This window comes from [Collinsella] massiliensis (assembly GCF_002161605.1).
GTDB lineage: Bacteria > Actinomycetota > Coriobacteriia > Coriobacteriales > Coriobacteriaceae > Enorma.
In genome coordinates this window covers 53,936-77,129 of the sequence record NZ_NFIE01000009.1, presented here as the reverse complement: position 1 = coordinate 77,129, position 23,194 = coordinate 53,936, and the positions used below count along the sequence as shown (strand labels likewise).

The window sequence follows — 23,194 nt, the reverse complement described above, 5'->3', positions numbered from 1 at the left end:
GTTGAACCATGGGAACCTATGAACAACGCTACTGGCTCAATGACACCTGGGGCATGAACCGCAGCGAGCGGCAGTCGGGGACGTACCATCCATACATCCCCACCATGCTCATGGAGCAGGATATCGTTCTCACCGCCTCGGCTTCCCAAGCGGTAGCGCAAGCGCAAGCGGACATTTCCCTCCTCAACGAGCGCGTTCAGCATCTCATGGGAACTGAACCCCTTGCCCGCCTTATCCTGCGCTCCGAAGCGATGGCCTCTTCAAAAATCGAGGGCCTCACGATGAACGCTGGTAAGCTCCTGGAATATGAGGCACTCGAGGAGCTGGGCGTCCCGCATCGGCTCGATCGGAACGAGGCTGCGATCCTTGCAAATATCTCCTCCATGCAGGAAGGAATCATCGAAGCGGCGCGGGAACACACCATCACGGTGGAGACCATTTGCGACGTCAACAAAAGGCTCCTCGAACATACAGATATGGCGAGCTACGGCGGTGTGCTGCGTACAACGCAGAACTGGATTGGCGGCAACAACGTGAACCCTATCGGAGCCGCCTTCGTCCCACCGGTTCCTGAGCGCGTGCCCTTCCTGATGAAAGACCTCGTGTCCTTCATCAACACATCGGAATTGCCGGCGGTCGCCATCGCAGCAATCGCGCATGCTCAACTCGAAACCATACACCCCTTCGCAGACGGAAATGGACGTACGGGTCGTACGCTCATCCACATCATCGTGAAACGAAGGGGTGTCGCAACGCGCACGATTCCGCCCGTATCGCTTGTGCTCGCCACCGATAAAGACCGTTATATCGCGAATCTCTCAGCATATAGAACAGACGAGGACGACCCCACGAGCGATTCGTTCGTGGCAACCGCAAACGATTGGATCGAGTACTTCGCACGTGCCGTCAGCTTGAGCTGCGATCGAGCGTCTGCGTTCGAACAGCGGTTGTCAGCGATTGAGGATTCTTGGCGCTCGACCCTGCGGCCGCGCGCCCATTCGGCGGCGGACATCCTGTTGGATAAGCTCGTCGACAACCCGGTCGTGAGCATCAGCTCCGCTAAACGGCTCACTGGAAGAAGCTACGAAGCGGCACGCAACGCCGTTGCATCGCTTGAGGCTGCGGGAATCCTGGTGCAGAACGCGCGCAATCGAAAAAGCGGCATCTATGTCGCACCAGACGTTCTGAATGCCTTCACGCTTTACGAGCGCGCGCTTGCCACACCGGGCGGAGATACCGCCACGGTAAAGCCGCAGCGGCCGGTTCCACAGCGGCCGCCGCGATAAATCGGTCGCGAGCATTCCAAAACGGGGCACCGCCCATCGCGCCCATCATTCAATGACAATAAGACCGCGAGCCCACCAGAGTGTCCTCGCGGTCATATTCCATGCGGCGCGGTATAGAACGCAACCTTGGAGCCGGAGCAACACCCGTCCCGCTATTTCTCTTCGTACGCCTCCTCGCGGCGGGCGACCTCGTCGATGAGGATCGAGTCGCCGTGCTTGGCGGCGAGCACCGTGAGCAGCATGAACGCGCCCATGAGCGTGATGTAGCCGAAGAGCATCGTCGGCGCCGCGTCCATAACGAAGCCGGAGAGGATGGGCGTGACCACCTGCGCCGCCATGGAGACGGTGTAGTAGTAGCCGGAGTAGCGGCCGACGCTGTTCGAATCGCAGAGCTCGAGCAGCATGGGGTACACGCACAGGTCGACGCCGCCCAGCGCCGCGCCCATGAACAGGAACACGACATAGAAGAACGGGTTGAAGCCCGGCACGAGCCAGATGATCGCCGAGCCGATGACCACCACCGCGGAGGTGATGACCGCCATGACCTTGCGCCCATACTTGAGCGAGAGGTTCGCGATGGGCACGTACGACAGCAGCCCGCCCGCGATGGTCACGATGTTGATGATGGCGTAGCTGCCGCCCGCCATGCCGAAGAACGCGTCCGCGTAACGCGAGATGTTCGTGGTCATGGCGTTGTAGCTCATGTAATAGAAGAACGTCGCGGCGAGGATCATGATGATGGACATGCGCACCGACGGGTCGGTGATGCGCTGCTTGCCGCCGGCCTCGGGCGAATCGTCGGTATCGATGTCCGCCTCCTTGATGCCCATCTCGAGGCTCTTCTCGTGCATGCGCTCCACGAGACGGGGCTCGCGCACGCGCCAGAAGTAGAGGATGGCCGAGCCCAGGATGAACGCCGCCTGGAGCCCGAAGAGCGGCAGGTAGTCCGGGTGCTCCACGTCCGGAACGAGCAGCGTGATGGCCACGAGCATGACGCCCGTGCCCGCGTAGCCCACGATCTTCTCGATGGAGTCCGCCTTGGTACGCAGGGGGCGCGGCGTGATGTCGGCCACGATGGCCACCGTCATGGTGCGGTAGGCGCAGATGGCCACGAGCGTGAGCAGGATCATCGCGATGAACAGCGGGAAGCTGCGCAGGTTGTTCGCCACGGCGATGAGCGGCACGGCGATGGCCGCCACCACGGAGCCCACCATGATGAACGGGGTGCGGCGGCCAAGCTTGCTCGAGCAGCGGTCGGACAGGATGCCGAAGAGCGGCAAGAGGAAGAGGCCGAAGACGTTGTCGAGCGCCATGACCACGCCCGTCGCGGCGTTATCCAGGTGGAACGTCTCGGTGAGCATGAGTGGCACGATGCCGTCGAACACCTGCCAGAAGCTGATCATGCCCATGAAGGGCAGCGAGGCGAAGGCGACGCTCACGTAATCGAGTCGGCTCGCCGCCTTCACCGCCTGTTTGCTGATAGCCATGCAAATCCTTTCTCATTCATCGGGGACGGGCTTCGATGCGCCATCGGGGCGCCGCCCGCGGGCGTCGCCGGTGCGGCATGCGAGGCGCAAGCGCCCCGTCATCACATCTCGAGCTGACCGAGGTTCGCCAGGAACGCCACGTAGAAACCGATACCCCGCTTGTACACGTCGACGCCGATGCGCTCGTTCTCCGCATGGATGAGCGCACGGGCCTCGGCGGAGTACTCGAAGCCGCAGAAGCGGTACACGTGCTCGCAGATGGCGTTGAACTCGCGCGAATCCGTGCAGGAGTTCTGGACGTACGGCGCGAAGCCGGCCTCCGGATACACGCCCGAGACGCACCGATGCAGGTAATCGAAGGCCGCGTCGTTCTCGAACGGGCTGATGGGCGCCGGCTCGGTGTAGGGCACGGCCTGGGCGATCTCGACCGTCACGTGGTCGGGCGACACGCCGCTCGCCAGGCACTCCTCCACCGCGAGGGCGCGGGCGCGCGCCACGGCGTCGTCCACCGTCTCGAACGGGGCGACGCGCACGTTGAAGTTCGCGCGCGCCACCGGCGGCAGCACGTTGTGCGCGGGCGACCCCTCGAGCTGCGTGAGCGCATAGGTGGTGCGCAGCATCGCGGCGGTCTCGCCGTTCGACGCCATGATCTTCGCCACGAGCGGGCGCGTGAGCCACAGGTTCGAGAAGACGAGCCGGTAGAGCATGCTGCTCCTACTCGCGAGCTCGGCGAGCGTGGCGTCGAGCGCCTCGGTGAAGCACGGCATGCCCGGGTTCGACGCGATGCGGTCGCACACGCGGGCGAGCAGGAGCGGCGCGTCGGTGCGCGCGGGCGTCGAGGCGTGCCCGCCGTCGGCGCGCGCCGTGACGGTGAGGTCCACGTGCCCCTTCTCGGACACGCCCACCATCGCCACGGGCACCTTCACCCCGAGCGGCGTGTCGCCGGCCACGGCGCCGCCCTCGTCGAGCACCATGGCGGGATGGATGCCGTGGTCGCGCAGCCATGCCACGGCGTCGCGCGCAGCGGGCCCGCTCACCTCCTCGGCGTTCGAGGAGAAGAACCACACGTCGCGCGGGGGCTGGTAGCCCCGGCCGATCAGGTACTCGGTGGCCTCGAAGAACGCGCCGATGATGCACTTCGTATCAAGCGACCCGCGCGCCCAGATCTCGCCGTCGATGATCTCCGCGCCGAAGGGGTCGTGCTCCCAATGCTGGCCGTCGACGGGCACCACGTCGTGGTGCGCCATCATGACGATGGGATCGAGCGCCGGGTTCGTCCCCGGCCAGCGCATGAGCATGCCGAACTCGTCGATCATATGGAGCTCGCACGCGGCGAATGTGAGCGGGTAGAGGCGGCGCAGCGTGGGGACCCAGCGGGTGAACGGCTTGCGGTCGACGAGCTTCGGGTCATCGCGCGATATGGTGGGCACGCGCAGGAGCTCCTGGAAGCGCTTGACCGCGTCGTCGTCCGCATGGTACACACCTGCATCGAGCGGCGTTCCTGCAGGACGCGCGGGCTTCATCCGCGCCGCCCGCACCGCGCAGAACCCCGCAACGGAGCCGATACCCACCGCCGCGGCGGCTGCCGCGCCCTTCATCAACATCTTCGCGTGCATGTGATGCCTCCTAAGCCGGCAACCATCCTGTTGGGATGGCAGTATTGTAGCCCTTTCGCGCGGGCTACCCCGCCAGCCGGCCAGGATGTCCTCGGGGAGGCAGGATTTCGGGAACGCGGATCCCAAAATGCGCGAAACGAACGGTTTATAGGCACCCCCGGAAGTAGCAAGGGGTTAGGCGTCGAAGAAAGCCCAGGTAGCGAGGCTGCCGGTTTTGCGGCTACTTGGACACCCCTCTATAAAGCGTTCGTTTCGCGCCATCTGTGTTCCGCATGCCCGGAATCGCGCGCCGGAACGCGCATCGAACGCCGGATCCGCGTCGCCAAACCGGGCGAGACCGCTACGCCAGACCGAACGCCGGCTTGATCACGAAGAAATACGCGAGCACGAGCACGCCGAGCACGATGCGGTAGATGCCGAACACCGTGAACGTGTGCCGCCGCACGAAGCCCATGAGCCATTTGATGGCGAGCATCGACACCACGAACGCAACCACGCAGCCCACCACCATGATGGAGATCTCGTTCACGCCGAACGTCCCGCCGTCGAGAAAGACGTACTTCACGAGCTTGAGCGCGCTCGCGCCGAACATGACGGGAATCGCCAGGAAGAACGTGAACTCCGCAGCGACGGAGCGCGTGGTTCCCAGCAGCAGGCCGCCGATGATCGTGGAACCCGAGCGCGACGTGCCCGGGATGAGCGAGAGCACCTGGAAGCAACCGATGCCGAGCGCCGTGCTCCAGGGCAGGTCCTCGAGGCGCGTGATGGAGCCGAAGTCCCCGCCATCCGTGGGCTCGGCGGCCTCAGCGGGCTGCGCGAAGTGCGCGCCGGCCGGACGCGAGCCCGGCTGCCGTCCCTCGGCGGCGACGCGGACGGCGAGGCGGTGCGCGCGCCAGCGCTCGATGACGATAAACGCGACGCCGTAGACGATGAGCGCGAGCGCCACCACGACCGCGTTATAGAAGTGCTCCTCCATGTAGTCGTCGAACAGGATGCCGATCACCGCGGCGGGGATGCACGCGACGATGATCTTCCCCCAGAGCACCCACGTGTTGCGGCGCTCCCGGGCGTCCTTGCGCGGCGAGAAGGGGTTGAGCTGGTGGAAGAAGCAGACGCACACCGCCAGGATCGCGCCCAGCTGGATGACGACCTGGAACATGCTCCAGAACTCTTTGCTCACGTCCAGGCTGATGAACTGGTCCACCAGGATCATATGGCCGGTCGACGAGATGGGCAGCCATTCGGTGATGCCCTCGACGAGGCCGAGGAAAGCAGATTTGAGCAGTTCGAGGATGTCCACGGTACCTCCCGGAGCATGCGTGACACGGCGCCGGATGCCATCGGGATCCGGCAAGATGCCATTATCGGTCCTGTCGGCGCGCGCACACGGAAAAAGCGGTGTCGTTCACGGAATACTTCCAAACGATGCGCGGCGGCGGGGTATAACGGACGCAAACCCGGTGCGACGGCGTCCACGTGGAGGCGTCGGCACCCGATGGGCTTGAAAAGGGAGGCTCACGATGATCCAAGAAGGCTACTCCAAGGTTTTCGTCGCGCTCGACGGCACCGACCAGCAGGATTTCGTTCTCGCACGCGCCATCAAGGTCGCTGCGAACAACGGGGCGAAGCTCTACATCGGGCACGTCATCGACTCGACGGCGCTCGAATCGGCCGGCGCGTACCCGGTCGACCTCATCAACGGACTCGAGTCGGCGTTCCGCGATTCCATCGCCGCGGCGGTCGAGGACGCGAAGGAGAACCCCGACATCCCCGACGTGGAGATCGTCATCCGCTCCGGGCGCATCCGCGAGACGCTCAAGGACGAGATGCTCGACGTCATCAAGCCCGATCTCGTGATGTGCGGCGCCCGCGGGCTCTCCTCCATCAAGTACGCGCTCCTGGGCTCGATCTCCACGTTCCTGCTCCGCAGTACCGACTGCGACATTTTGGTTGTGAAGTAGGGTCGCTCCTGGCGGGATTCGGGGGGTTCCCGCCGTGCTTCAGACAGTCCTGCGCAAGACGGAGGCGCCACTGGCGCCTCCTTTGCGTGCGGAACTCGCGCGGCGGGAACCCCCCGAATCCCTGCGCTCACCCACTTCAGCAAGCGGAACGGAGGGACGGTATGGGGGCGGGCCTTTCGCGCCCTGCGCTCGCCTACTTCAGCAAGCGGGGTGGGATTGAGGGGTAGCCGCTTCTGGCTCGGCGGCGGCATCGGCTACGGCGTTAGAGGGGCGCCCCCCCCCGGTCGACATATTGGAACTTATTGCGCGAGAAGGTGAGCGTGATCGCGAAGCCCTCGCCGGCGCGCGAGGCGGCGGAGACGCCGACGCCCATCTTGTCGCACAGGCGCTTTACCAGGTAGAGGCCAATGCCGGTCGAGCGCTTGCCCGTGCGGCCGTTGTCCCCGGTGAAGCCCTTATCGAACACGCGCGGCAGGTCGGACGCGCTCACGCCGCAGCCGTTATCGCCCACGGTGAGCTCCACGCGCTCCCGCGCGCCTCCCGCATCCACGAGTTCTGCCGAGAACTCGATGCGCGGCTGCTCGGCGCGGGCGTACTTCACCGAGTTCTGGATAATCTGCCCCAGGATGAACTCGAGCCACTTCTCGTCCGTGAAGATCTCGAAGTCGAGGTCGCCCAGGACGGGCGCCACGTGCGCGCCGATGAGCACCGACGCGTTCGCGCGAAGCGCCCCGGCCACCACGTTCCCCAGGTTGTACGTGCGGATGAGGTAGTCGCGGTCGAGCGCCTCGGAGCGGGCGTAGAAGAGCGCCTGGTCGATGTAGCCCTCGACGCGCCGCAGCTCGTCATCGAGGGAGCGCACCTTCGATGCCGCGCCGCCGGCGAGCGGCTCCGCGCGCAGGTTGTCGATCATGAGGTGCGCGGCGGCGAGCGGCGACTTCGCCTCGTGCACCCACGTCTCGATGTACTCGCGGTAGTCCGCGACCTGCCGGCGGTACCCCGCCACGTCGTCGTTGGCGGCGTGGGCGATGGCGTCGAGCGCGTCGTAGGTGATCTGTCCTTCGAGATAGTCCGGCCGGTCGACCATCTCCGTCATCCAGAGCGGATGGTCGACCTCGTGCGCACAGGCGTCCAGATCGCTGAAGAAGCGCCGCTTGCGCGCCCAATCCGCCCAGAACGCCGCGAGCACGCCCCCGACCTCGAGCAGTGCCACCACGACGATGACGCCCGCCCCCACACCGGCCGAGAACAGCATGAACGCCGCCAGCGCGATGATCGCCGTGAAGATCGCGAGCAAGGGCGCCTGCGAGGCAAGAAACCGGGTGAACTTCATGGCGCGCTCCTAGACCGAGTAGCCCCGGCCGCGATGCGTGACGAGGTAATCGCTCACGCCGATCTTCGCGAGGGTCGACCGCAGCCGGTTGATGTTCACCGTGAGCGTGTTGTCGTCCACGAACGCGTCGGAATCCCACAGGTCGCGCATGATGTCCTCGCGCGAGACGATCGTGCCCGCGTGCGACATGAGCAGCGCGAGGATGCGCATCTCGTTCTTCGTGAGCTCGATCTGGCCGCCCGACGCCATCGCCACGGAGCGCGAGAGATCGAGCGTGAGGCCGTTGTGCTCGAGCACGCTGCGCTCCGAGCCGCCCGTCGCGCGGCGCAGCAGCGCTTGGATGCGCGCCACGAGCACACGCGCGCTGTACGGCTTGGGAATGAAGTCGTCCGCGCCCATGGTCATGCTCATGACCTCGTCGATCTCGGTCGCGCGCGAGGTGAGCACGATGATGGGCACCTCGGAGACCGCGCGCAGCTCGTGGCAGATGAGCTGGCCGTCCGTGCCGGGCAGCGTGAGGTCGAGGAGCACGAGGTCGGGGTGCGCGGCCTGCGCGTCCTCGACCACGCGGTCGAACGCCTCGCAGCACGCGACTTCGAACCCGTTGCGCTCGAGCACCTGCACGAGCTCGCCGCGGATGGGCGCGTCGTCTTCCACCACATAGATGAGGGGCATGGGGGTACCTTTCCATCAGGTCGAGCTACACGCCCATTATCCCCCATTCGGCCGCGAACATGTAAATTTACCCCAGGGGTAATTTTACATAGGTGGCGAAAACCCGGCGGGCAGCCCCGTAAGGCCACCCGCCGGGTCACGCATGTAAAAATACCCCTGGGGTTATTTTACATGGCGGCGTTTCCGCGCAAGGCTGCGACGCGCCCTACAGCACGACCATCGCTACGGTGAGCAACGCCATGAGCACCACGGTGAGCCCGACCAGGTAGGGCGCGAGGCACTTGAGGAAGGTGTTGTACTCGACCTTCGAGATGGCGAGGCCGGCCACGAGCACACCGAATGTGGGCGTGAAGAGCAGGATGAGCCCGTGCGCCACCACATAGATCATGATCATGACCTCGGGGGATAGCCCGAGCTGGATCGCGAGCGGCCCCATGATGGGCATGGAGACGGTCGCCATGCCGGAACTCGAGGGGATAGCGAACGAGAGCAGCAGGAACACCACCATCGATCCGATGGCGAACACGGGTGCAGGCACGTTCGCGAGCATCGAAGCGGCCGTGTTCAGCAGCCAGGTATCGAGATGCGTGGCGGACATGAGCACGGAGATGGCGCGCGCGAGGGCGATGACGAGAGCGATGTCGAGGATGCCCGCCGCGCCCTTGAGGAACGTCTTGACGATCGAGTCGCCGGAAAGCCCACCGGCGATGCCGACGACGATCGCCATGAGCAGGAACCACGTCGTGCACTCGTTGAAGTACCACTGGCCGAGCGGCACGCCGGTAAGGATGGCGCTCCAAGCCGTAGCGAGGTTATCGCCCGTGGCACCCGCCAAAAACACCGTGATGCCGAAGTTCTCCCACGGGATGAACGAGATGATCATGACGATGAACGCGAACGCCAGCAAGACGAGCACCAGGCGCTGGCGGCCGGTGAGCTTGCGCTCCTGGGTATCGGAGGCGCCGCTGAACTCGGCCTTCTCCGCCGCGCGCTCGGAGGGCGACATAAGGGAGGCATCGGGGTTCGCGCGCACCTTCCGCGCATAGTTCATGACGAACACGATCGCCGAGCCCTCGGCAATGACGAGGATCACTAAGCCGAGCGCTAGGAGCACACCCTGGTCGACGCTGTAGCCCAAGTCGGCGAGAGCCGCCTGCGCGACGCCCACCGAGAACGGGTTCACCGTGGAGCCGATGCAACCGCAGCCGGCGCCCAGCAGCACCATGAGGCACGAGGTCAGGGTATCGAAGCCGGCGGCGTACATGGCCGTGCCGATGATGATGTAGAACGGCACGGTCTCCTCGCACATGCCGTAGGTGGACCCGCAGATGCCGAGTAGCGTCATGAGGATGGGGATGAGCAGGAGCTCATGGCCGCGCATGCGCCGCACGAGTGCCGCGATACCGGCATCGAGGGCGCCCGTGGCCGCGACGATCTCTAGGAACCCACCGAGAACGATGACGAACACGCAGACCGCCATCGCGCTCGCAAAGCCCTCGACGGGCGAGCTCAGAACCTGCGCGAGCGTCGCAGGCGTCACTTCAGGCGAGAACGCCGAGACGATCCACGTGAGCACCGCGGTGCCCACGAGACAGGCGGCAAGGATGAGGTAGGAGTTCAGCCCCTTCTTCTTTTTCTTCTTTGCTTGTTCCGACACGATGGAAGCTCCTTTCTCGATTGCCTGCCGCTACGCCTCGGCGGGTGCATCGCCGGCCCCGCGCGCACGGTCCTCCAGCCAGCCCATGGCCGCGGACACGAGCAGCGAGCAGCCGGTCGCAAGGATTCCCTCGTCAAACACGATGTAGGGGCTGTGCAGGGGGAACTCCTCGGATCCCTCGGGCGTGGAGCCGAGGAGGAAATACGTCGAGGGGACGCGGTGCGACATGCAGCCGAAGTCGTCCGACCCCGAGAAGGGCTCGGAGAGGCGGAGCGCCCGCCGGCCGGTATAGCGCTCGTAGCAGCCCTCGAGCTCCTCGGTGAGCGCGGGATCGTTGTAGACGGTGGGCAGGCCGCGCAGGAAGGCCACGTGCGCCTCGCCGCCGAAGGCCGCGGCCGTGTGCTCCACGATGGCTGTGATGCGTTCGTGCAGGCGCTGGCGCGTCTCCTCGTTCGTGGTGCGCAGCGACCCAAGCATGTGCGCGCGCTCGGGGATGATGTTCGCCGCCGTGCCGCCGCCCATGGTGCCGAACGTGAGCACGCAGGCCTCATACGGGTTCACCTCGCGCGCGAGCACCTCCTGCAGCGCGATGTGGATGTGCGACATGATGTTGAGCGGATCGACGCCCTTCTGCGGCTGGGCGCCGTGCGCGCCGGTGCCAAGGATCTCGATCTCCACGTCGTCGACCGAGAAGAACGCCGTCCCGGTGATGCTCCCCACCGTGCCCACCGGCACGCCCACGGGGCAGAGGTGCATGCCCGCGGCAGCCCCCACCTTGGGATTCTCGAGCACGCCGGCGTCGCAGAGCGCTTCGTTACCCAGGGTCTCGCGCGGGTCGGTGGCCTCCTCGTCGGGCTGGAACACGATCTTCACGCAGCCGGGGAGCTCGGCCTCATGGCGCTTCAAGATCTGCGCGGCGCCGAGCAGCATGGCCGTGTGGAAATCGTGGCCGCACGCGTGCATGTTGCCGTTGGTGGCAGCGAACGGCAGACCCGTCTGCTCCTCGAGCGGAAGCGCGTCCATGTCCGCCCGCAGCAAAAAGCACGGGCCGGTCGTGTCGCCCACGCAGCACACCAGGCCGCTCTCGATGGGCTCCTCGACCTCATAGCCCATCTCCTCCAGGCGGCCGCGCACGTAGGCGACCGTCTCGGGCAGGTCGTAGCCGGTCTCGGGGTGCTGATGGAGCCAGCGGCGGTCCGCGACGAGCTCATCGCGGATGGATTCGACCTCGGCAAGCAAAGATTCCATGGTATCCACCCGCCCCTACTCGAGCGTGCGCAGGTAGCGCGAGATGGCGTCGAGGCCCTCCTGCAGGTCCGCGACGTTGTCGGAATAGGCGTAGCCGATGCGCATGCTCTTCGGCTCCTCGAAGCAGTCGCCCGGGGTCACGAGCGCGCCGGACTCCTTGATCATGTTCACGCAGAACGTGTAGGAATCGACGTCGTAGTCGTAGTAGACGAGCGCCGTGGTGCCCGCCTCAGGCTTGACGAACGAGAGGTGCGGCTCGGCGTCCACCCAGCGCTCGAGCACCTCGAGGTTCTGACGCACGATGGCGCGGCTGCGCTCGAGCAGCTTATCGGCGTGGGAGAGCGCGAGCGCCGCCACCGCCTCGTCGAACATGCCGCACGAGATGAGGTTGTAGTCGCGGTGCGAGAGGAGTGCGCGGCGCAGCTCCGGGCTCTTGGTGACGCACCAGCCCAGGCGCAGGCCGGCGAGCGACCACACCTTCGACATCGACGAGGTCACGACGCCCTTGTCGTAGAGGTCCACGACCGACTCCTGGTACGAGCCGTCCTGCGTGAGCAGGCGGTACACCTCGTCGCACATGAGCCAGGCGTCGTGCTCGCGCGCGACATCGACGATTACCTTGAGCGTATCGGTGTCGAGGAGCGCGCCCGTAGGGTTGTCGGGGTTGTTGATGCAGATGAGCTTCGTGTCGTCGGTCACGAGCGCGCGCAGCTCGTCCACGTCGACGTGGTAGCCGTTCTCGCGCTTCAGGTGCATGATGTCCACCTTGGCGCCGCACATCTCCGGAATGGAGTAAAGCTGCTGGTAGGTGGGCATGATGGAGACCACGTGGTCGCCGGGGTCCACAAGCGTCTGCAGCACGAGGGCGTTCGCGCCGGCCGCGCCGTGGGTCGTCACGACGTGCTCGGGCTCGACGGTGCGGTAGAGCTTGCAGATGCCCTCGAGGAAGCGCGGCTGGCCCTCGATGTCGCCGTAGGTGAGGCGGCGGCTCGCGAACTCCTCCATGAACGCGGCCTTATCGGTGCCCGTGATCTCGAAGAGCTGGTCGAGCGTGACGGAGTAGACGCACGTCTCGGCGACGTTGTAGGTGCACTTCGTCTCCCAGGCGTTCATCCACTGCTCGACGGCGAAGTCCTTGATCTGCATGATGGGTTCCTTTCTATCGGAGCGTACGGGCGCCGGACGCGGCTCGCGGCGCGGCACGGAGCGCCCCGGCGGTTGATGCGATGCGGGGCTTACAGCTCGACCGTCTGGCCGAGCCCCGCCTCGACGGCGCGGTCGTAGGCGATCTTCGACGACGCGAGATCCTGCACGGCGATGCCCGAGGTGTCGAACACCGTGATCTGCTCGTCGTTCTCGCGGCCGGCGACCATGCCGGCGATCACCTCGCCCAGCTCGCCCGCGATGTCATCGGGCGTGATCGCGCCCTCGCGCACCGGGATCTCGAACTCGCCCGAGCTCACGGCCTGCGCGCGGTCGTCTGCGAAGATGCGGGCGCGCGCCACGAGCGCGGACGCGAGCTCCTGCTTGCCCGGCATGTCCGCGCCGACACTCGAGATGTGCGTGCCCGGCTGCACCCAAGCGTCCTGGATGATGGGCGTGGTCGCCGGCGTGACGGTGATGATGGCGTCGGCACGGCGCGCAGCGGCCTCGCCGTCGGCAACGGCGACGATCTCGTACGTGTCTGCCAGACGCGGCTCGGTGCACGCGGAGAGCACGCGGGCGACGGTCTCGCGGATCGCCTCCACGCGGGCCTCGGGAGCCTCCGAGCTCCGCGGCTCCCACACCTCGACGTGCGTGATGTTCGGGCAGGCAGCGAGCGTCGCGGCGACCTCGAAGGCGCTCATGTGCCCCGCGCCCGCCACGAGCAGGTTCTTCGCATCGGCGCGGGCGAGCCACTTCACGCCCAGCGCGCCGGCCGCGCCCGTGCGCAGGCCCGTCACGGCCGAAGCGTTCAGCAGACAGAGCGGTTCGCCGGTGGTGTCGTCGCACAGCAGCGTCGTGCCGTAGATGTCCGGCAGACCGCGCTCCGGGTTCTTCGAGAACCAGGCCGTGAGCTTGAGCCCGAAGAGGCCGGAGGCCATGAGCTCACCCGAGCGGATGTCCATATCCGCCACGTCCGGCTCGAACTGCTCGTAGACCATCGGCCACGCGATGCCCTTCCCGAGCGCCTTCTGCTCGTAGGCGCCCTCGACCGCCTTGATCACGTCGTCGATCGCGAGCACGCGCTCGACCTCCTTGGCAGATAGCACGACCATCTTGCCCATCTTCCCTGCTCCTTTCCTCGCCGCGACGCGCGGTGGGCGTTGCGCCCCGCGCCGCCAGCGCATCTGACGATTTCGCGCGCATGGGAGCGCGCTTCACCGTCCGTACCCTACTCCGGACATCCGTGGGAACCAAGGGTTATTTCTTAGAGTTTGCTCCAAGCGTTATGTGTTCGATTGCGCATATTTAGGCGCAAATCCACGCAAATTCGAATGAGCTTAGCCATGAATTGTTGCTATCTCTAGTATTCTTACCTTAGATTTATGTGAATCTCTATATCTAGCGGGTGGTCGCATGCTCTATACCGTATCCGATCTGCTCAACTCCTACGCCGAAAGCCTGCGCCTCATCGCGGGCGGCGGCGGTCTCGCGCGCAGCATCTCGGAGGTGTGCATCCTCGACTACGAGCTCATGCCCGGCCTCAAGAACAAATACCAGCGCGCCAACTTCAGCGCGAACGACCTCGTCCTGAGCACCTTCCTCTATGCCCAGGACAACCCCTACCTCATCACCGACGCCATCAAATACCTCGTCGCGAAGGGCGCGAGCGGCCTCGTCATCAAGAACGTGCTCCACCTACCCATCCCCGAGCAGGCGATCCGCTACGCCAACGTACGCAATTTCCCGGTCTTCCTCGTGACGTCCGACGACCTCTTCTTCGACACCGTCATCTATGCCGTCGACCGGCGCATCCAGGAGCTCTCGAGCTCGAGCTTCGCGCAATCCACGATCGACGCGCTCCTGCGCGACGCCGGCGACCCGGATGCCGTGCGCCGCCACGCGCTCATGCTCAACCCGTCGTTCAAGTCCGCCTTCGTCACCCTGTACGCCGAGCTCGACGAGCCGCTCACGCTCGACGAGTTCCAGCAGCTCGAGCATGAGTACCACAAGCAGGGTCTCGCCGCGTGCGAGCGCATGCTCGCCAGCTACGACGGCGGCATCATCGGCGTGGTGAGCATCGACCCCGAGCACGTGCTCGACCTGGATGCCGTGGAGCGGCAGTTCCGCGAGGCGGCCATCTTCGAGCGCTGCGGGATCATCCCCGCAGGCACGGGCATCAGCGCGCGGCACTTCGCCCTCGAAGAGCTCGCGCAGTCCGTGACCGAAGCGATGCAGGCGGCGCGCTTCGCCCACCACCGCGGCGGCGCGACGATCCGCTTCGACCACCTGGGCGTGTTCCGCGCGCTCTTGCCCTTCGTGGGCTCCGATCCGCTCCGGCAGTTCGCCGCGCGCATCCTGGATCCGCTGAGCGAGCACGATTCCGAGCATGGCAGCGCGCTCGAGGAGACGCTCCGCAGCTTCGTGGCCTGCGGGCGCTCCGTCGCCGAGACCGCGCAGGCGCTTGGCCAGCACGCGAACACGATCCGCTACCGCCTCGAGAAGATCTCCGCGCTCACCGGCCTCGACTACCGCCGCGCGGACGATTCCGACCAGCTGGCGCTCGCCTGCCGCATCGCGCTCATGGACGAGCTGTTCCCCGATGCGTAAGGGCTGCCCCTAGCGGACGGAATCGCGCAGCTTATCGAACGAAGAGCTCAGGAAGGTGAGCAGCCCGTCGTCGGATGCGGCGTCGGCCGCTTCCACCACGACGCCGTGCTCATCCGAGATGAGGGCGAGCGTGCCCGCGACGCCGATGCGTGCGCGCTCGGGGAGCGCCGGATCGAAGGACACCGCATGCCCGCGCGTCTCGGCGAGTTGGCGGATGAAGGTCGCAGCGCCCGACCGCGCAGACGATTCGGGCGCGCCGAACACGAGCGCACCATCCTGCACGCAGCACAGCAGCTCGGGCGCGATGCCCGTCGCATTCGCTTCCGCGCGCGCGGCGGCCGCCCGCTCGATGAGCGCTTCGGGCGACGCGTCCGCGAGCGGCTCATACGCCCCCGTGCTCATGGCCGCCTGGCCGTCCTCGTCCACCACGAGCATGAGCACACCGTCCGCCACAGCCGACGGATCCTCTGCGAGCGACCACTCGATATGCTGCTTCACCCAACCGAGCAGGTTCACGGTAAGCGGCTCGCCCTGCACGCGGCGCTGGGAGAGCGCCCGCATATGACGGTTGAGCAGCGGTACGCTCCGCCCAGCCAGCCGCCAACGGCACACGAGCGCGGGCCTGCCCAGCTTGAACTCCTCAGCCATACATGCTCCCTTCGAAATCGCGACCATTGTACCCGGCGCGCGAAGCAGTTCCACTCCCCCGGAATACAAACCGCGCGAAACGAGCGTTTTATAGGCACCCCCTCAAGTAGCAAGGGGTTGCGCTCCAGCAAAACCACAGGTAGCGAGGTTGCCCGTTTCCCGGCTACTCGGCCACCCCCGCATAAACCGCTCGTTTCGCGCCGTTTGGGTTCGCACAGGGCATTCCGCCGCAAAAAAGCGGCCATCCGGCTACCGGATGGCCGCTCGATTCCAGAATCACGCGCGCCGACGCCGCTCGGCGACCCGCCTTAGTGGCGGAAATGGCGCGTACCCGTGAAGATCATCGCGATGTCGTGATCATCGCACGCCTTGATGGACTCGTCGTCGCGCACCGAGCCGCCCGGCTGGATGATCGCGGTGACGCCATGCTCTGCGAGCACGTCCACATTGTCGCGGAACGGGAAGAACGCGTCGCTCGCGGCCACGAACCCGCTCGCCTCGACGCCCATACGCTCACAGGCGTCCTCGGCGCGCTCGCAGGCCAGGAGCGCGGAGTCCACACGGTTGGGCTGACCCGGTCCCATGCCGATGCCCGCCTGGTCCTTGGCCACCAGGATGGCGTTCGACTTCACCGTCTTCACGACGTTCCACGCGAACACGAGGTCGCGCATCTCCTTGTCGGTGGGCTTGCGGATCGTGGGGCACGTGAACTCGGAGGGATCCTCCTCCACGGTGTCGACGCACTGCACGAGCACGCCGCCGTCGACCGAGCGCAGCTCGAGCGTGGCATGGCCCTCGGCGCCGCCCGTAGCGAGCACGCGCAGGTTCTGGCGACGGCTCAGGCGCTCGAGCGCCTCCGGGGTGTAGCTCGGCGCGATGAGCACCTCGACGAACTGCTTGTTCTGGTCGGCGAAGTGCTCCACGAGCGAGAGCGGGACCTCACGGTTCACGGCGATGATGCCGCCGAATGCGCTCTTGGGGTCGCAGGCGAAGGCGCGGTCGTACGCCGTGGTCACGTCGGCGGCGACGGCGGAGCCGCACGGGTTCTGGTGCTTCAGGATCACGCACGCCGGCTCGTCGAACTCGCGCACCGCGTTCCAGGCGGCGTCGGCGTCGAGCAGGTTGTTGTACGAGAGCGGCTTGCCCTGGATCTGCTCCGCGCCCACGAGCGGGTTCGCCGAGCTCACGAGGTTTGCGAGCTCACCGTCGAGCTGGTACACCGCGGCGGCCTGGTGCGGGTTTTCGCCGTAGCGCAGGTCCTGGACCTTGGTGAGGTGCAGGTCGAGCAGCGCGGGGGGCTCGAAGGGGTCGTCGGGATCGATCGCGCGGCTCTGCAGCTCGAGATAGGAGCTGAACCACGTCGAGATGGCCGTGTCGTAGGCGGCGGTGCGGGCGAAGACCTTCGCGGCCAGGCGGCGGCGCGTCACCTTCGTGGTGGAGCCGCAGTGCACGCTCATCTCCTCCAGCACGGGGGCGTAGTCCGCCGGGTCGCAGATCACGGTCACGGCGTCGTTGTTCTTCGCCGCGGAGCGCAGCATGGAGGGACCGCCGATGTCGATGTGCTCGATGGCGTCCTCGAAGGTCACGTTCGGGTCGGAGACGGTCTTCTCGAACTCATACAGGTTCACGCAGACGAGGTCGATGAGCTTGATGTCGTGCTCGGCCGCCTCGGCCATGTGCTGCTCGGAGTCGCGGCGGGCGAGCAGCGCGCCGTGCACCTTGGGATGGAGCGTCTTCACGCGGCCGTCCATCATCTCCGGATACCCCGTGAACTGCTCGATCGGGGTGACGGGAACGCCCGCCTCCTCGAGAGTCCTCGCCGTGCCACCCGTCGAGATGATCTCGACGCCGAACTTCTCGACGAGCTCCTGCGCGAACTCGACGATGCCCGTCTTATCGGTCACCGATATGAGCGCGCGCTCGATTTTACGCTCAGATCCCATGCGGCCCTCCTTGCCCGCTGCGCCGCCGCGCTCCGGCGGCAGCTAATCCGACGCCCTCTAATGTAGCGCATTTGCTGGGTACATGCTCGCGACGCCGCGCATGGAACATCGACATGCGCCGCGGCCGGACGTCCGACTCGGGCGCGCGGGCGGGGTCCCCGCTTTGTGTACGAGTTGCGAGGACGGCGATTGCCCGTTTGCGTTCCGACAAGTGGGTATAGATAGCGATGAACGGGGTGACAACCCGTCAAAACGACAAGGTTTGCGGAGGGAAACCAACATGGCAATGAACGAGCGCGTCGCACAGGTACTGAACGATCAGATCAATGCTGAGTTCTATTCGTCGTACCTCTATCTTACGTTTGCCGACTACTACGAGGATCGCGGCCTCAAGGGCTTCGCGAACTGGTACGTGATCCAGGCCAAGGAAGAGATGGACCACGCGCTCGCCATCCGTCGCTACCTCCTTGATAACGACTTCAAGCCCACGATGGAGGCCATCGCCAAGCCCGATAAGGTCTTCGAGAACGACCTCGAGCCGCTCGAGGCCGGCCTCGAGCACGAGGAGTACGTGACGGGCCTCATCCACAACTGCTACGAGGTCGCCAACGAGGTCCACGATGTGCGCGCGATGCGCTTCCTGGATTGGTTCGTGTCCGAGCAGGGCGAAGAGGAGACCAACGCCCGCGACATGATCACGAACATGAAGCTGTTCGGCTCCGATCCCAAGGGCCTGTACGATCTCGATCGCGAGTACCAGGCTCGCGTGTACACGCAGATGACGGCGCTACCGCTGTAGCCGCTCCCCTTCCGGGCGGCCGGTACGCGACTCGCCGGCCGCCCGTTCATCTCGCCCCCCCCTTTTCCGAGGAGCCCCAGGTTGCACGCCTGGGGCTCCTTCGTTTTCGCGAACGGGCGCGCGTTTTGCTGCCGCGCACCCCTCGCTATGCGCCTCGGCATGCCCCGCGCTTCGGTTTTCGCATGGGAACCGCCGAATTATGATGATGGAATTCAGATATGCACGATTCAGCCGCGCGGAACGCGCGCAAGGACTCGGCCTGGGCGACAAAACGCCAGGATTCCATTGCGCGGACACGCGCCCGCAGCAGCAATCCGCCCTCCGAGGCCCCTGTATAGGCGGTCGAATCGTGCATATCTGAAATCCATCACCACATTGAGCCGAACGCTGTGATAAATCGCTCCGATGCACGGCCGGAATGGCGCTCCGCTATACTTTCGTTCATGGAAACGAACGGGAACACAGCAGCATCTGGAAGGGCCGGCAGATCGGGCGGCGCGGCGCCGGTCGTCGGCCGCTTCGCGCCCACGCCTTCCGGCCGCATGCACCTGGGAAACGTGTACGCATCGCTTATCGCCTGGCTCTCGGCGCGCAGCGCGGGAGGTCGCGTAGTGCTCCGCGTCGAGGACCTCGACCCCCGCACACAGTCCGGCCCATGGACGGACCTTTTGCTCGACGACCTGCGCTGGCTCGGCCTCGCTTGGGACGGCGATCCCGTTTACCAGCACGACCGGCTCGAGCTGTACCGCGACGCCGCGCGCGAGCTCGATGCCACCGGCCTCACCTACCCCTGCTTCTGCACGCGCGCAGAGCTCCATGCCGCGAGCGCCCCGCATGCAAGCGACGGCACACCCGTCTACGCGGGCACGTGCCGCGATCTCTCACCCGAGGAGATCGCCGCGCGCAGCCGCGTGCGCCCGCCCGCGCTGCGCCTGCGCGTGCCGGGTGCCGCCGATCCCGCCGGCACCATCACGTTCACCGATCGCGTGTACGGGCCGCAGCGCCAGGTGCTCGCATGCGAGTGCGGGGACTTCCTCGTGCAGCGCAGCGACGGCGTCTTCGCCTACCAGCTCGCCGTGGTGGTAGACGATGCCGAGATGGGCGTGACGGAGATCGTGCGCGGCTGCGACCTGTTGCCCTCGACGCCCCGCCAGATCTACCTGCAGCGGCTCCTCGGCCTCCCGCAACCAGCGTATGCACACGTTCCGCTGTTGCTCGCACCCGACGGGAGACGGCTCGCCAAGCGCGACCACGACCTCGACATGGGCGAGCTCCGGGCGCGCTTCGATTCGGCCGCGGCGCTGCTCGGCTGGCTTGCCGGCCTGACCGGCCTCGCGCCCGACACCACCCCACGCACCGCCGACGAGCTCGCAGCATCGTTTTCCTGGGATGCGGTGCGCGCGCACCGGGAGAACCGCCCCGTCTCCGCCGAGACGCTTCCCATCGCTTGAGTATGCTTTTTCACTTCGCCCTTGTGCTGCGGCCGGCGGGTACGGTATCATTGTGAGCTGCTAACGGAGAGCTGACCGAGAGGCCGAAGGTGCTCGCCTGCTAAGCGAGTATTCCCCACAAGGGAATCTGGGGTTCGAATCCCCAGCTCTCCGCCAGCCGTGACTTACACGAACCCCTGCCCGGCACGCCCGGGTGGGGGTTCGCGCTTTTCGGGGCCACTCCACCAACTAAGACATCCGTCGCTCGAGCCTGCCGCCGCGCACCCCGCAGCTACCCCAGCAGCGCGCGGCTCACGACGCCGAGCTCGTCGCGACCGAGCACGTGCCACATCGCGTGCGCGCAGCGCCCGGCCAGGAAGAAGAAGCCGTGGTCGGCCAGGAGCACCGCCGCGTCCACGACGAGCTTGAACCCGTCGCTCCACGGCGCGCACACGAGCCCCTGCGCGCGCACGCGGGCGATCGACTCGTCGATTCCCGGCGCATCCTCCCTGCCCATCTCGCGCAGCAGCTCGCCGAGCTCCTCCTCCGCCAGGGCATCGCCGCGCCCGCCGCCACGGACGAGCCGGTAGCAGGCAGCCGCCGTCTCGCGGTCGCCGAGCCTCCAGAAGGCGAACGCGACGCGGTACAGCAGGTAGGAGATGGCATCGCGCTCGAATGCCACGCGCAGCCCCTGGCGCACGGCCTCGACGACCTCGGCGTACCGGTCGAGGCGCGCGAGGGCGTTCACGAGCATCACGTGCGCCTGCATGGACGTGGGCGCCAAATCGAGCAGGCAGCGCGCCTCGGCCAGCGCGCGGTCGTACGCCTCGGCCGCGAGGTACATCCGGCAGAGCGCGAGGCGCGCGAAGAACAGCGCGTCCGGCGCTCGCAGGATGCGCACCGACGCGTCCTCCTCGAACACCGGCAGCTCGATGCGCCCCACGTAGCTCTCGCAGAACCGCGTGATGACCGGCGCGTCGGCAAGCAACTCGTGCGTCGCGCACTGCGCCTCCAGCTCGTCCACCACCTCGAGGTACCCGCGCTCGGCGAAGCCCGGGTCGGTCTCCTCGTGCTCACGCAGCTCGCGCAGGCGCGCCATGTACGGGTCGGCATCATCCTCCATGACCTCGAGCTCCGCGGCGGTATCTGCCAGCAGCAGCTCGCGAAGCTCGGGCGGGAGCGGGCGCGCGTCATGCGCGGGCGCGCGGAACTCGACCGATACGGCCTCGGCCGGCGGCGTGTCGGGAGCCTTCTCCGCGGACGCCGCCTCGGGCTCGGCCGAACGCGGCTCGGGCTGCTCCGAAGTATCCGCGTCGGCGCCGCGCCCTTCCGGCTCCACCTCGCAGACAGCGAGCGTATCCAGAGCGAGCGCGTCCGCCAGCGGGCAGCCGTCGAGGTCGCACTGCATCGCGGAGAGCCGCGCCATGAACCATCCCCGGTCGAGGGCGACCGCGTATGGCTGGCCGAGCGCGCCATCATTCGCCGTGACCGTGCAGCGCTCGACTGCGAAGCCGGCCGCGAACCCCGCCGTCGCCAAAACGAGCGCCATGCGGGCGGTGTACTCGCGCGCCCATGCGGCCCGCTCGGCTTCCGGGCATGCGCGCCATGCGTCCGCTGAGAGGTCGTACACCGAGCGGGGCATGCTCGCAGCCCCCGGCGCGACGAACTCGATGCGCAGCTCGCCGCAATCGATCGCGATGTGCGCCCGGTAATCGAGCCGCGCGAGCAGGCCGACCTGCTCGCCGAGCGTCGCGAAGCGCGTGAGGACGTCCCAGATCCCTCCGGGGGCGCAGGCGACATTGCCGAGCGCAGCCCACGGGTTGTCCGCGGACACCTGCTCCATGAGCTCGCCCATGATGACCGTCGCGCCGGCATACGACGCCTGGTCGTACGCGGAGCACGCCTCCTCGGAGGGAGACGCATCGACCTCCGCTAGGCCGAAGCCCAGCAGGTGCAGCACGCGATAGATGCGGTTGATCGCCGTCTCCGCAGCATAGATGGCAGCGCGCTCGGCGCTCGTGGCACCGTTTTGATCGAAGTTGAGGTAGAACGCGTCCATGCGCTCGATGAACGCGAGCGAGAGGCGGCGGGACGCGGCGAGGGCGCGCAGCTCCACCGTATCGAGCTCGGACAGGACGCGGTGTATGAAGCGCTCGATGCCGGATGCGTCGGGGCGCGCCTCGCAGGAGAGGCGCACGGCATCGATCGCGTCGACGAAGGGGAGCTCGAAAAACGGCTCGAGCGGCCTGATGGCGTGCGGGAGCGGGAGCGGCGTGAGGTCGAGGGGCTCGTCGTCGGCCGGGGGCTCCGAGGGCTCCGGCATGGCCGATGCACCGTCGCGCTCGTCGCGCGTCTCCTGTGCACGGGGCGCCGGCTCTTCCGCGCGCTCGGTGTCCGTATGCGCCACATCGTCCAACATCGACCTTCACCTCCCCGCTACCGACGTGCATCCCCGCGCCCGTACGCGCGTGTCGGCTGCTGCCATGCGCCAGCCTGGTTGTATTGTGTCCGCTCGCGCAGTGTTCCGCCGGGACTATTTCGCACGCGGCGGGTACGCGCCGCCAGGCGTGCCGTGCGCGGTGGCGGCAGCCCGCTCTAAACGGAGGAGCTTCGAACCAGGAAGAGCAGATATACGAAAACGGGCGCTCCGAAGAGCGCCCGTACATCTCGACTGGTGCGGCGTATAGGATTCGAACCTATGACGTTCTGATTCGTAGTCAGACCCTCTATCCAGCTGAGGTAACGCCGCAACGCAAGACATATAATGGCATGCCCCCCGGGGTGAGTCAAGCAGTTTTTTCAAAAAAATGTTCCGGTTTATCCAATAGGGTCAATAACCTGCGCGTTTGCGTCAAACTATCGAATCCGGTGACCTCGATCTCCAGCGCTGCGGCAACCCCTCCCGCATCCCGCACGTGGAAGTGCCGCGCGAGCGCATGCACCTGCTGGGCATCGATATGCAAGATCGCTCGATGCGGTGACTCGCCGAAGCACCAGCGCGACACCTCCCCCGCGCTCTCCTGGACGAGCACGAGCCCGCCGTCACCCGAACGCCGACACACCACGTGCATGTGCTCGACGCCATCGCTCCCCTCGAAGAGGACGACCTCATCTGGAACCGCGTTCCCCATATGCCCTCCTGCCATCCGCCTGTGAGGCCATTATACGGCAGAAAGAGAACGTATGTTCGTGTTTTGTTTGTAGAGGGTTTTCCCGGCGTGTCCGGACGCGCTGGTATGGTGGGGTGGGGTATGGCCGCACCCCACCGCCATCCATCGACCACCGACCCATGCAAAACGGGCGGCGCGCATCTCCGCACCGCCCGCCAAGGCCAAAGCTCTGTCCAGCGCACCCAAGC

General features: G+C 66.4%; 18 protein-coding genes and 2 tRNA genes. 6 read left to right on the top strand and 14 right to left on the bottom strand.

Translation table 11 applies throughout. From position 1 onward, the window contains the following. Positions 1-8 precede the first annotated feature (8 nt). Positions 9-1,286, top strand: coding sequence for a Fic family protein (locus B5G02_RS05140; RefSeq protein ID WP_094335424.1), 1,278 nt, complete (start codon positions 9-11; stop codon positions 1,284-1,286). A gap of 152 nt (positions 1,287-1,438) precedes the next feature. Here B5G02_RS05140 and B5G02_RS05135 read toward each other — a convergent pair whose 3' ends face one another. From B5G02_RS05135 to B5G02_RS05125, 3 genes are all read right to left on the bottom strand, one after another. Further along, on the bottom strand, positions 1,439-2,773 hold the full coding sequence (locus B5G02_RS05135) for an MFS transporter (protein WP_094335423.1): 1,335 nt from the start codon (positions 2,771-2,773) through the stop codon (positions 1,439-1,441). A gap of 101 nt (positions 2,774-2,874) precedes the next feature. Beyond that, positions 2,875-4,389 (bottom strand): M20/M25/M40 family metallo-hydrolase, encoded by a 1,515-nt coding sequence (locus tag B5G02_RS05130; RefSeq protein WP_094335422.1) that lies wholly within the window; start codon positions 4,387-4,389, stop codon positions 2,875-2,877. 340 nt (positions 4,390-4,729) lie between these two features. After that, the gene (locus B5G02_RS05125) at positions 4,730-5,689 is read right to left on the bottom strand and encodes an undecaprenyl-diphosphate phosphatase (protein WP_094335421.1); all 960 of its coding nucleotides are present in this window, start codon (positions 5,687-5,689) and stop codon (positions 4,730-4,732) included. Between the two features lie 220 nt (positions 5,690-5,909). On the opposite strand from B5G02_RS05125, the gene B5G02_RS05120 reads away from it, so the two are divergent. Beyond that, positions 5,910-6,350: a universal stress protein gene (locus tag B5G02_RS05120; protein WP_019239279.1), complete on the top strand. Its 441-nt coding sequence runs from the start codon at positions 5,910-5,912 to the stop codon at positions 6,348-6,350. 262 nt (positions 6,351-6,612) lie between these two features. On the opposite strand, the gene B5G02_RS05115 is transcribed toward B5G02_RS05120, so the two are convergent. From B5G02_RS05115 to B5G02_RS05090, 6 genes are all read right to left on the bottom strand, one after another. After that, positions 6,613-7,683 (bottom strand): sensor histidine kinase, encoded by a 1,071-nt coding sequence (locus B5G02_RS05115; protein ID WP_094335420.1) that lies wholly within the window; start codon positions 7,681-7,683, stop codon positions 6,613-6,615. A 9-nt stretch (positions 7,684-7,692) separates the two neighbouring features. Then, the gene (locus tag B5G02_RS05110) at positions 7,693-8,358 is read right to left on the bottom strand and encodes a response regulator transcription factor (protein ID WP_094335419.1); all 666 of its coding nucleotides are present in this window, start codon (positions 8,356-8,358) and stop codon (positions 7,693-7,695) included. Positions 8,359-8,563: 205 nt separating this feature from the next. Continuing rightward, entirely contained in the window at positions 8,564-10,015 is a 1,452-nt protein-coding gene (locus B5G02_RS05105; protein WP_094335418.1) for a YfcC family protein, read from the bottom strand. Positions 10,016-10,045: 30 nt separating this feature from the next. Continuing rightward, complete coding sequence (locus B5G02_RS05100; protein ID WP_094335417.1) at positions 10,046-11,263, bottom strand: M20 metallopeptidase family protein; 1,218 nt, start codon at positions 11,261-11,263, stop codon at positions 10,046-10,048. 15 nt (positions 11,264-11,278) lie between these two features. After that, positions 11,279-12,409, bottom strand: a complete 1,131-nt coding sequence (locus tag B5G02_RS05095; protein WP_094335416.1) for an aminotransferase — start codon at positions 12,407-12,409, stop codon at positions 11,279-11,281. Positions 12,410-12,498: 89 nt separating this feature from the next. Next, positions 12,499-13,530 carry an ornithine cyclodeaminase family protein gene (locus B5G02_RS05090; protein WP_094335415.1) on the bottom strand — a complete coding sequence of 344 codons (1,032 nt, stop codon included), beginning with the start codon at positions 13,528-13,530 and terminating at the stop codon, positions 12,499-12,501. Positions 13,531-13,822: 292 nt separating this feature from the next. On the opposite strand from B5G02_RS05090, the gene B5G02_RS05085 reads away from it, so the two are divergent. Then, the gene (locus B5G02_RS05085) at positions 13,823-15,016 is read left to right on the top strand and encodes a PucR family transcriptional regulator (RefSeq protein WP_094335414.1); all 1,194 of its coding nucleotides are present in this window, start codon (positions 13,823-13,825) and stop codon (positions 15,014-15,016) included. 9 nt (positions 15,017-15,025) lie between these two features. Here the strand turns inward: B5G02_RS05085 and B5G02_RS05080 are convergent, their stop codons facing one another. Beyond that, positions 15,026-15,664, bottom strand: coding sequence for a hypothetical protein (locus B5G02_RS05080; protein ID WP_094335413.1), 639 nt, complete (start codon positions 15,662-15,664; stop codon positions 15,026-15,028). Between the two features lie 308 nt (positions 15,665-15,972). After that, complete coding sequence (purH, locus tag B5G02_RS05075) at positions 15,973-17,607, bottom strand: bifunctional phosphoribosylaminoimidazolecarboxamide formyltransferase/IMP cyclohydrolase (protein ID WP_094335412.1); 1,635 nt, start codon at positions 17,605-17,607, stop codon at positions 15,973-15,975. A gap of 280 nt (positions 17,608-17,887) precedes the next feature. Here purH and B5G02_RS05070 point away from each other — a divergent pair, with 280 nt between their 5' ends. The 3 genes from B5G02_RS05070 (at position 17,888) to B5G02_RS05060 (ending at position 20,013) form a co-directional block, all read left to right on the top strand. Beyond that, positions 17,888-18,406, top strand: a complete 519-nt coding sequence (locus tag B5G02_RS05070; RefSeq protein ID WP_019239288.1) for a ferritin — start codon at positions 17,888-17,890, stop codon at positions 18,404-18,406. Positions 18,407-18,849: 443 nt separating this feature from the next. After that, the gene (gluQRS, locus tag B5G02_RS05065; protein ID WP_094335411.1) at positions 18,850-19,857 is read left to right on the top strand and encodes a tRNA glutamyl-Q(34) synthetase GluQRS; all 1,008 of its coding nucleotides are present in this window, start codon (positions 18,850-18,852) and stop codon (positions 19,855-19,857) included. Between the two features lie 65 nt (positions 19,858-19,922). Beyond that, positions 19,923-20,013: transfer RNA gene (locus B5G02_RS05060), tRNA-Ser, on the top strand. A 115-nt stretch (positions 20,014-20,128) separates the two neighbouring features. On the opposite strand, the gene B5G02_RS05055 is transcribed toward B5G02_RS05060, so the two are convergent. From B5G02_RS05055 to B5G02_RS05045, 3 genes are all read right to left on the bottom strand, one after another. Continuing rightward, a complete protein-coding gene (locus B5G02_RS05055; protein ID WP_094335410.1) occupies positions 20,129-22,255 on the bottom strand; it encodes a tetratricopeptide repeat protein in 2,127 nt (708 codons plus the stop codon). 253 nt (positions 22,256-22,508) lie between these two features. After that, positions 22,509-22,585: transfer RNA gene (locus tag B5G02_RS05050), tRNA-Arg, on the bottom strand. 37 nt (positions 22,586-22,622) lie between these two features. Further along, positions 22,623-22,967, bottom strand: a complete 345-nt coding sequence (locus B5G02_RS05045) for a hypothetical protein (protein WP_094335409.1) — start codon at positions 22,965-22,967, stop codon at positions 22,623-22,625. Between the last annotated feature and the right edge of the window lie 227 nt (positions 22,968-23,194).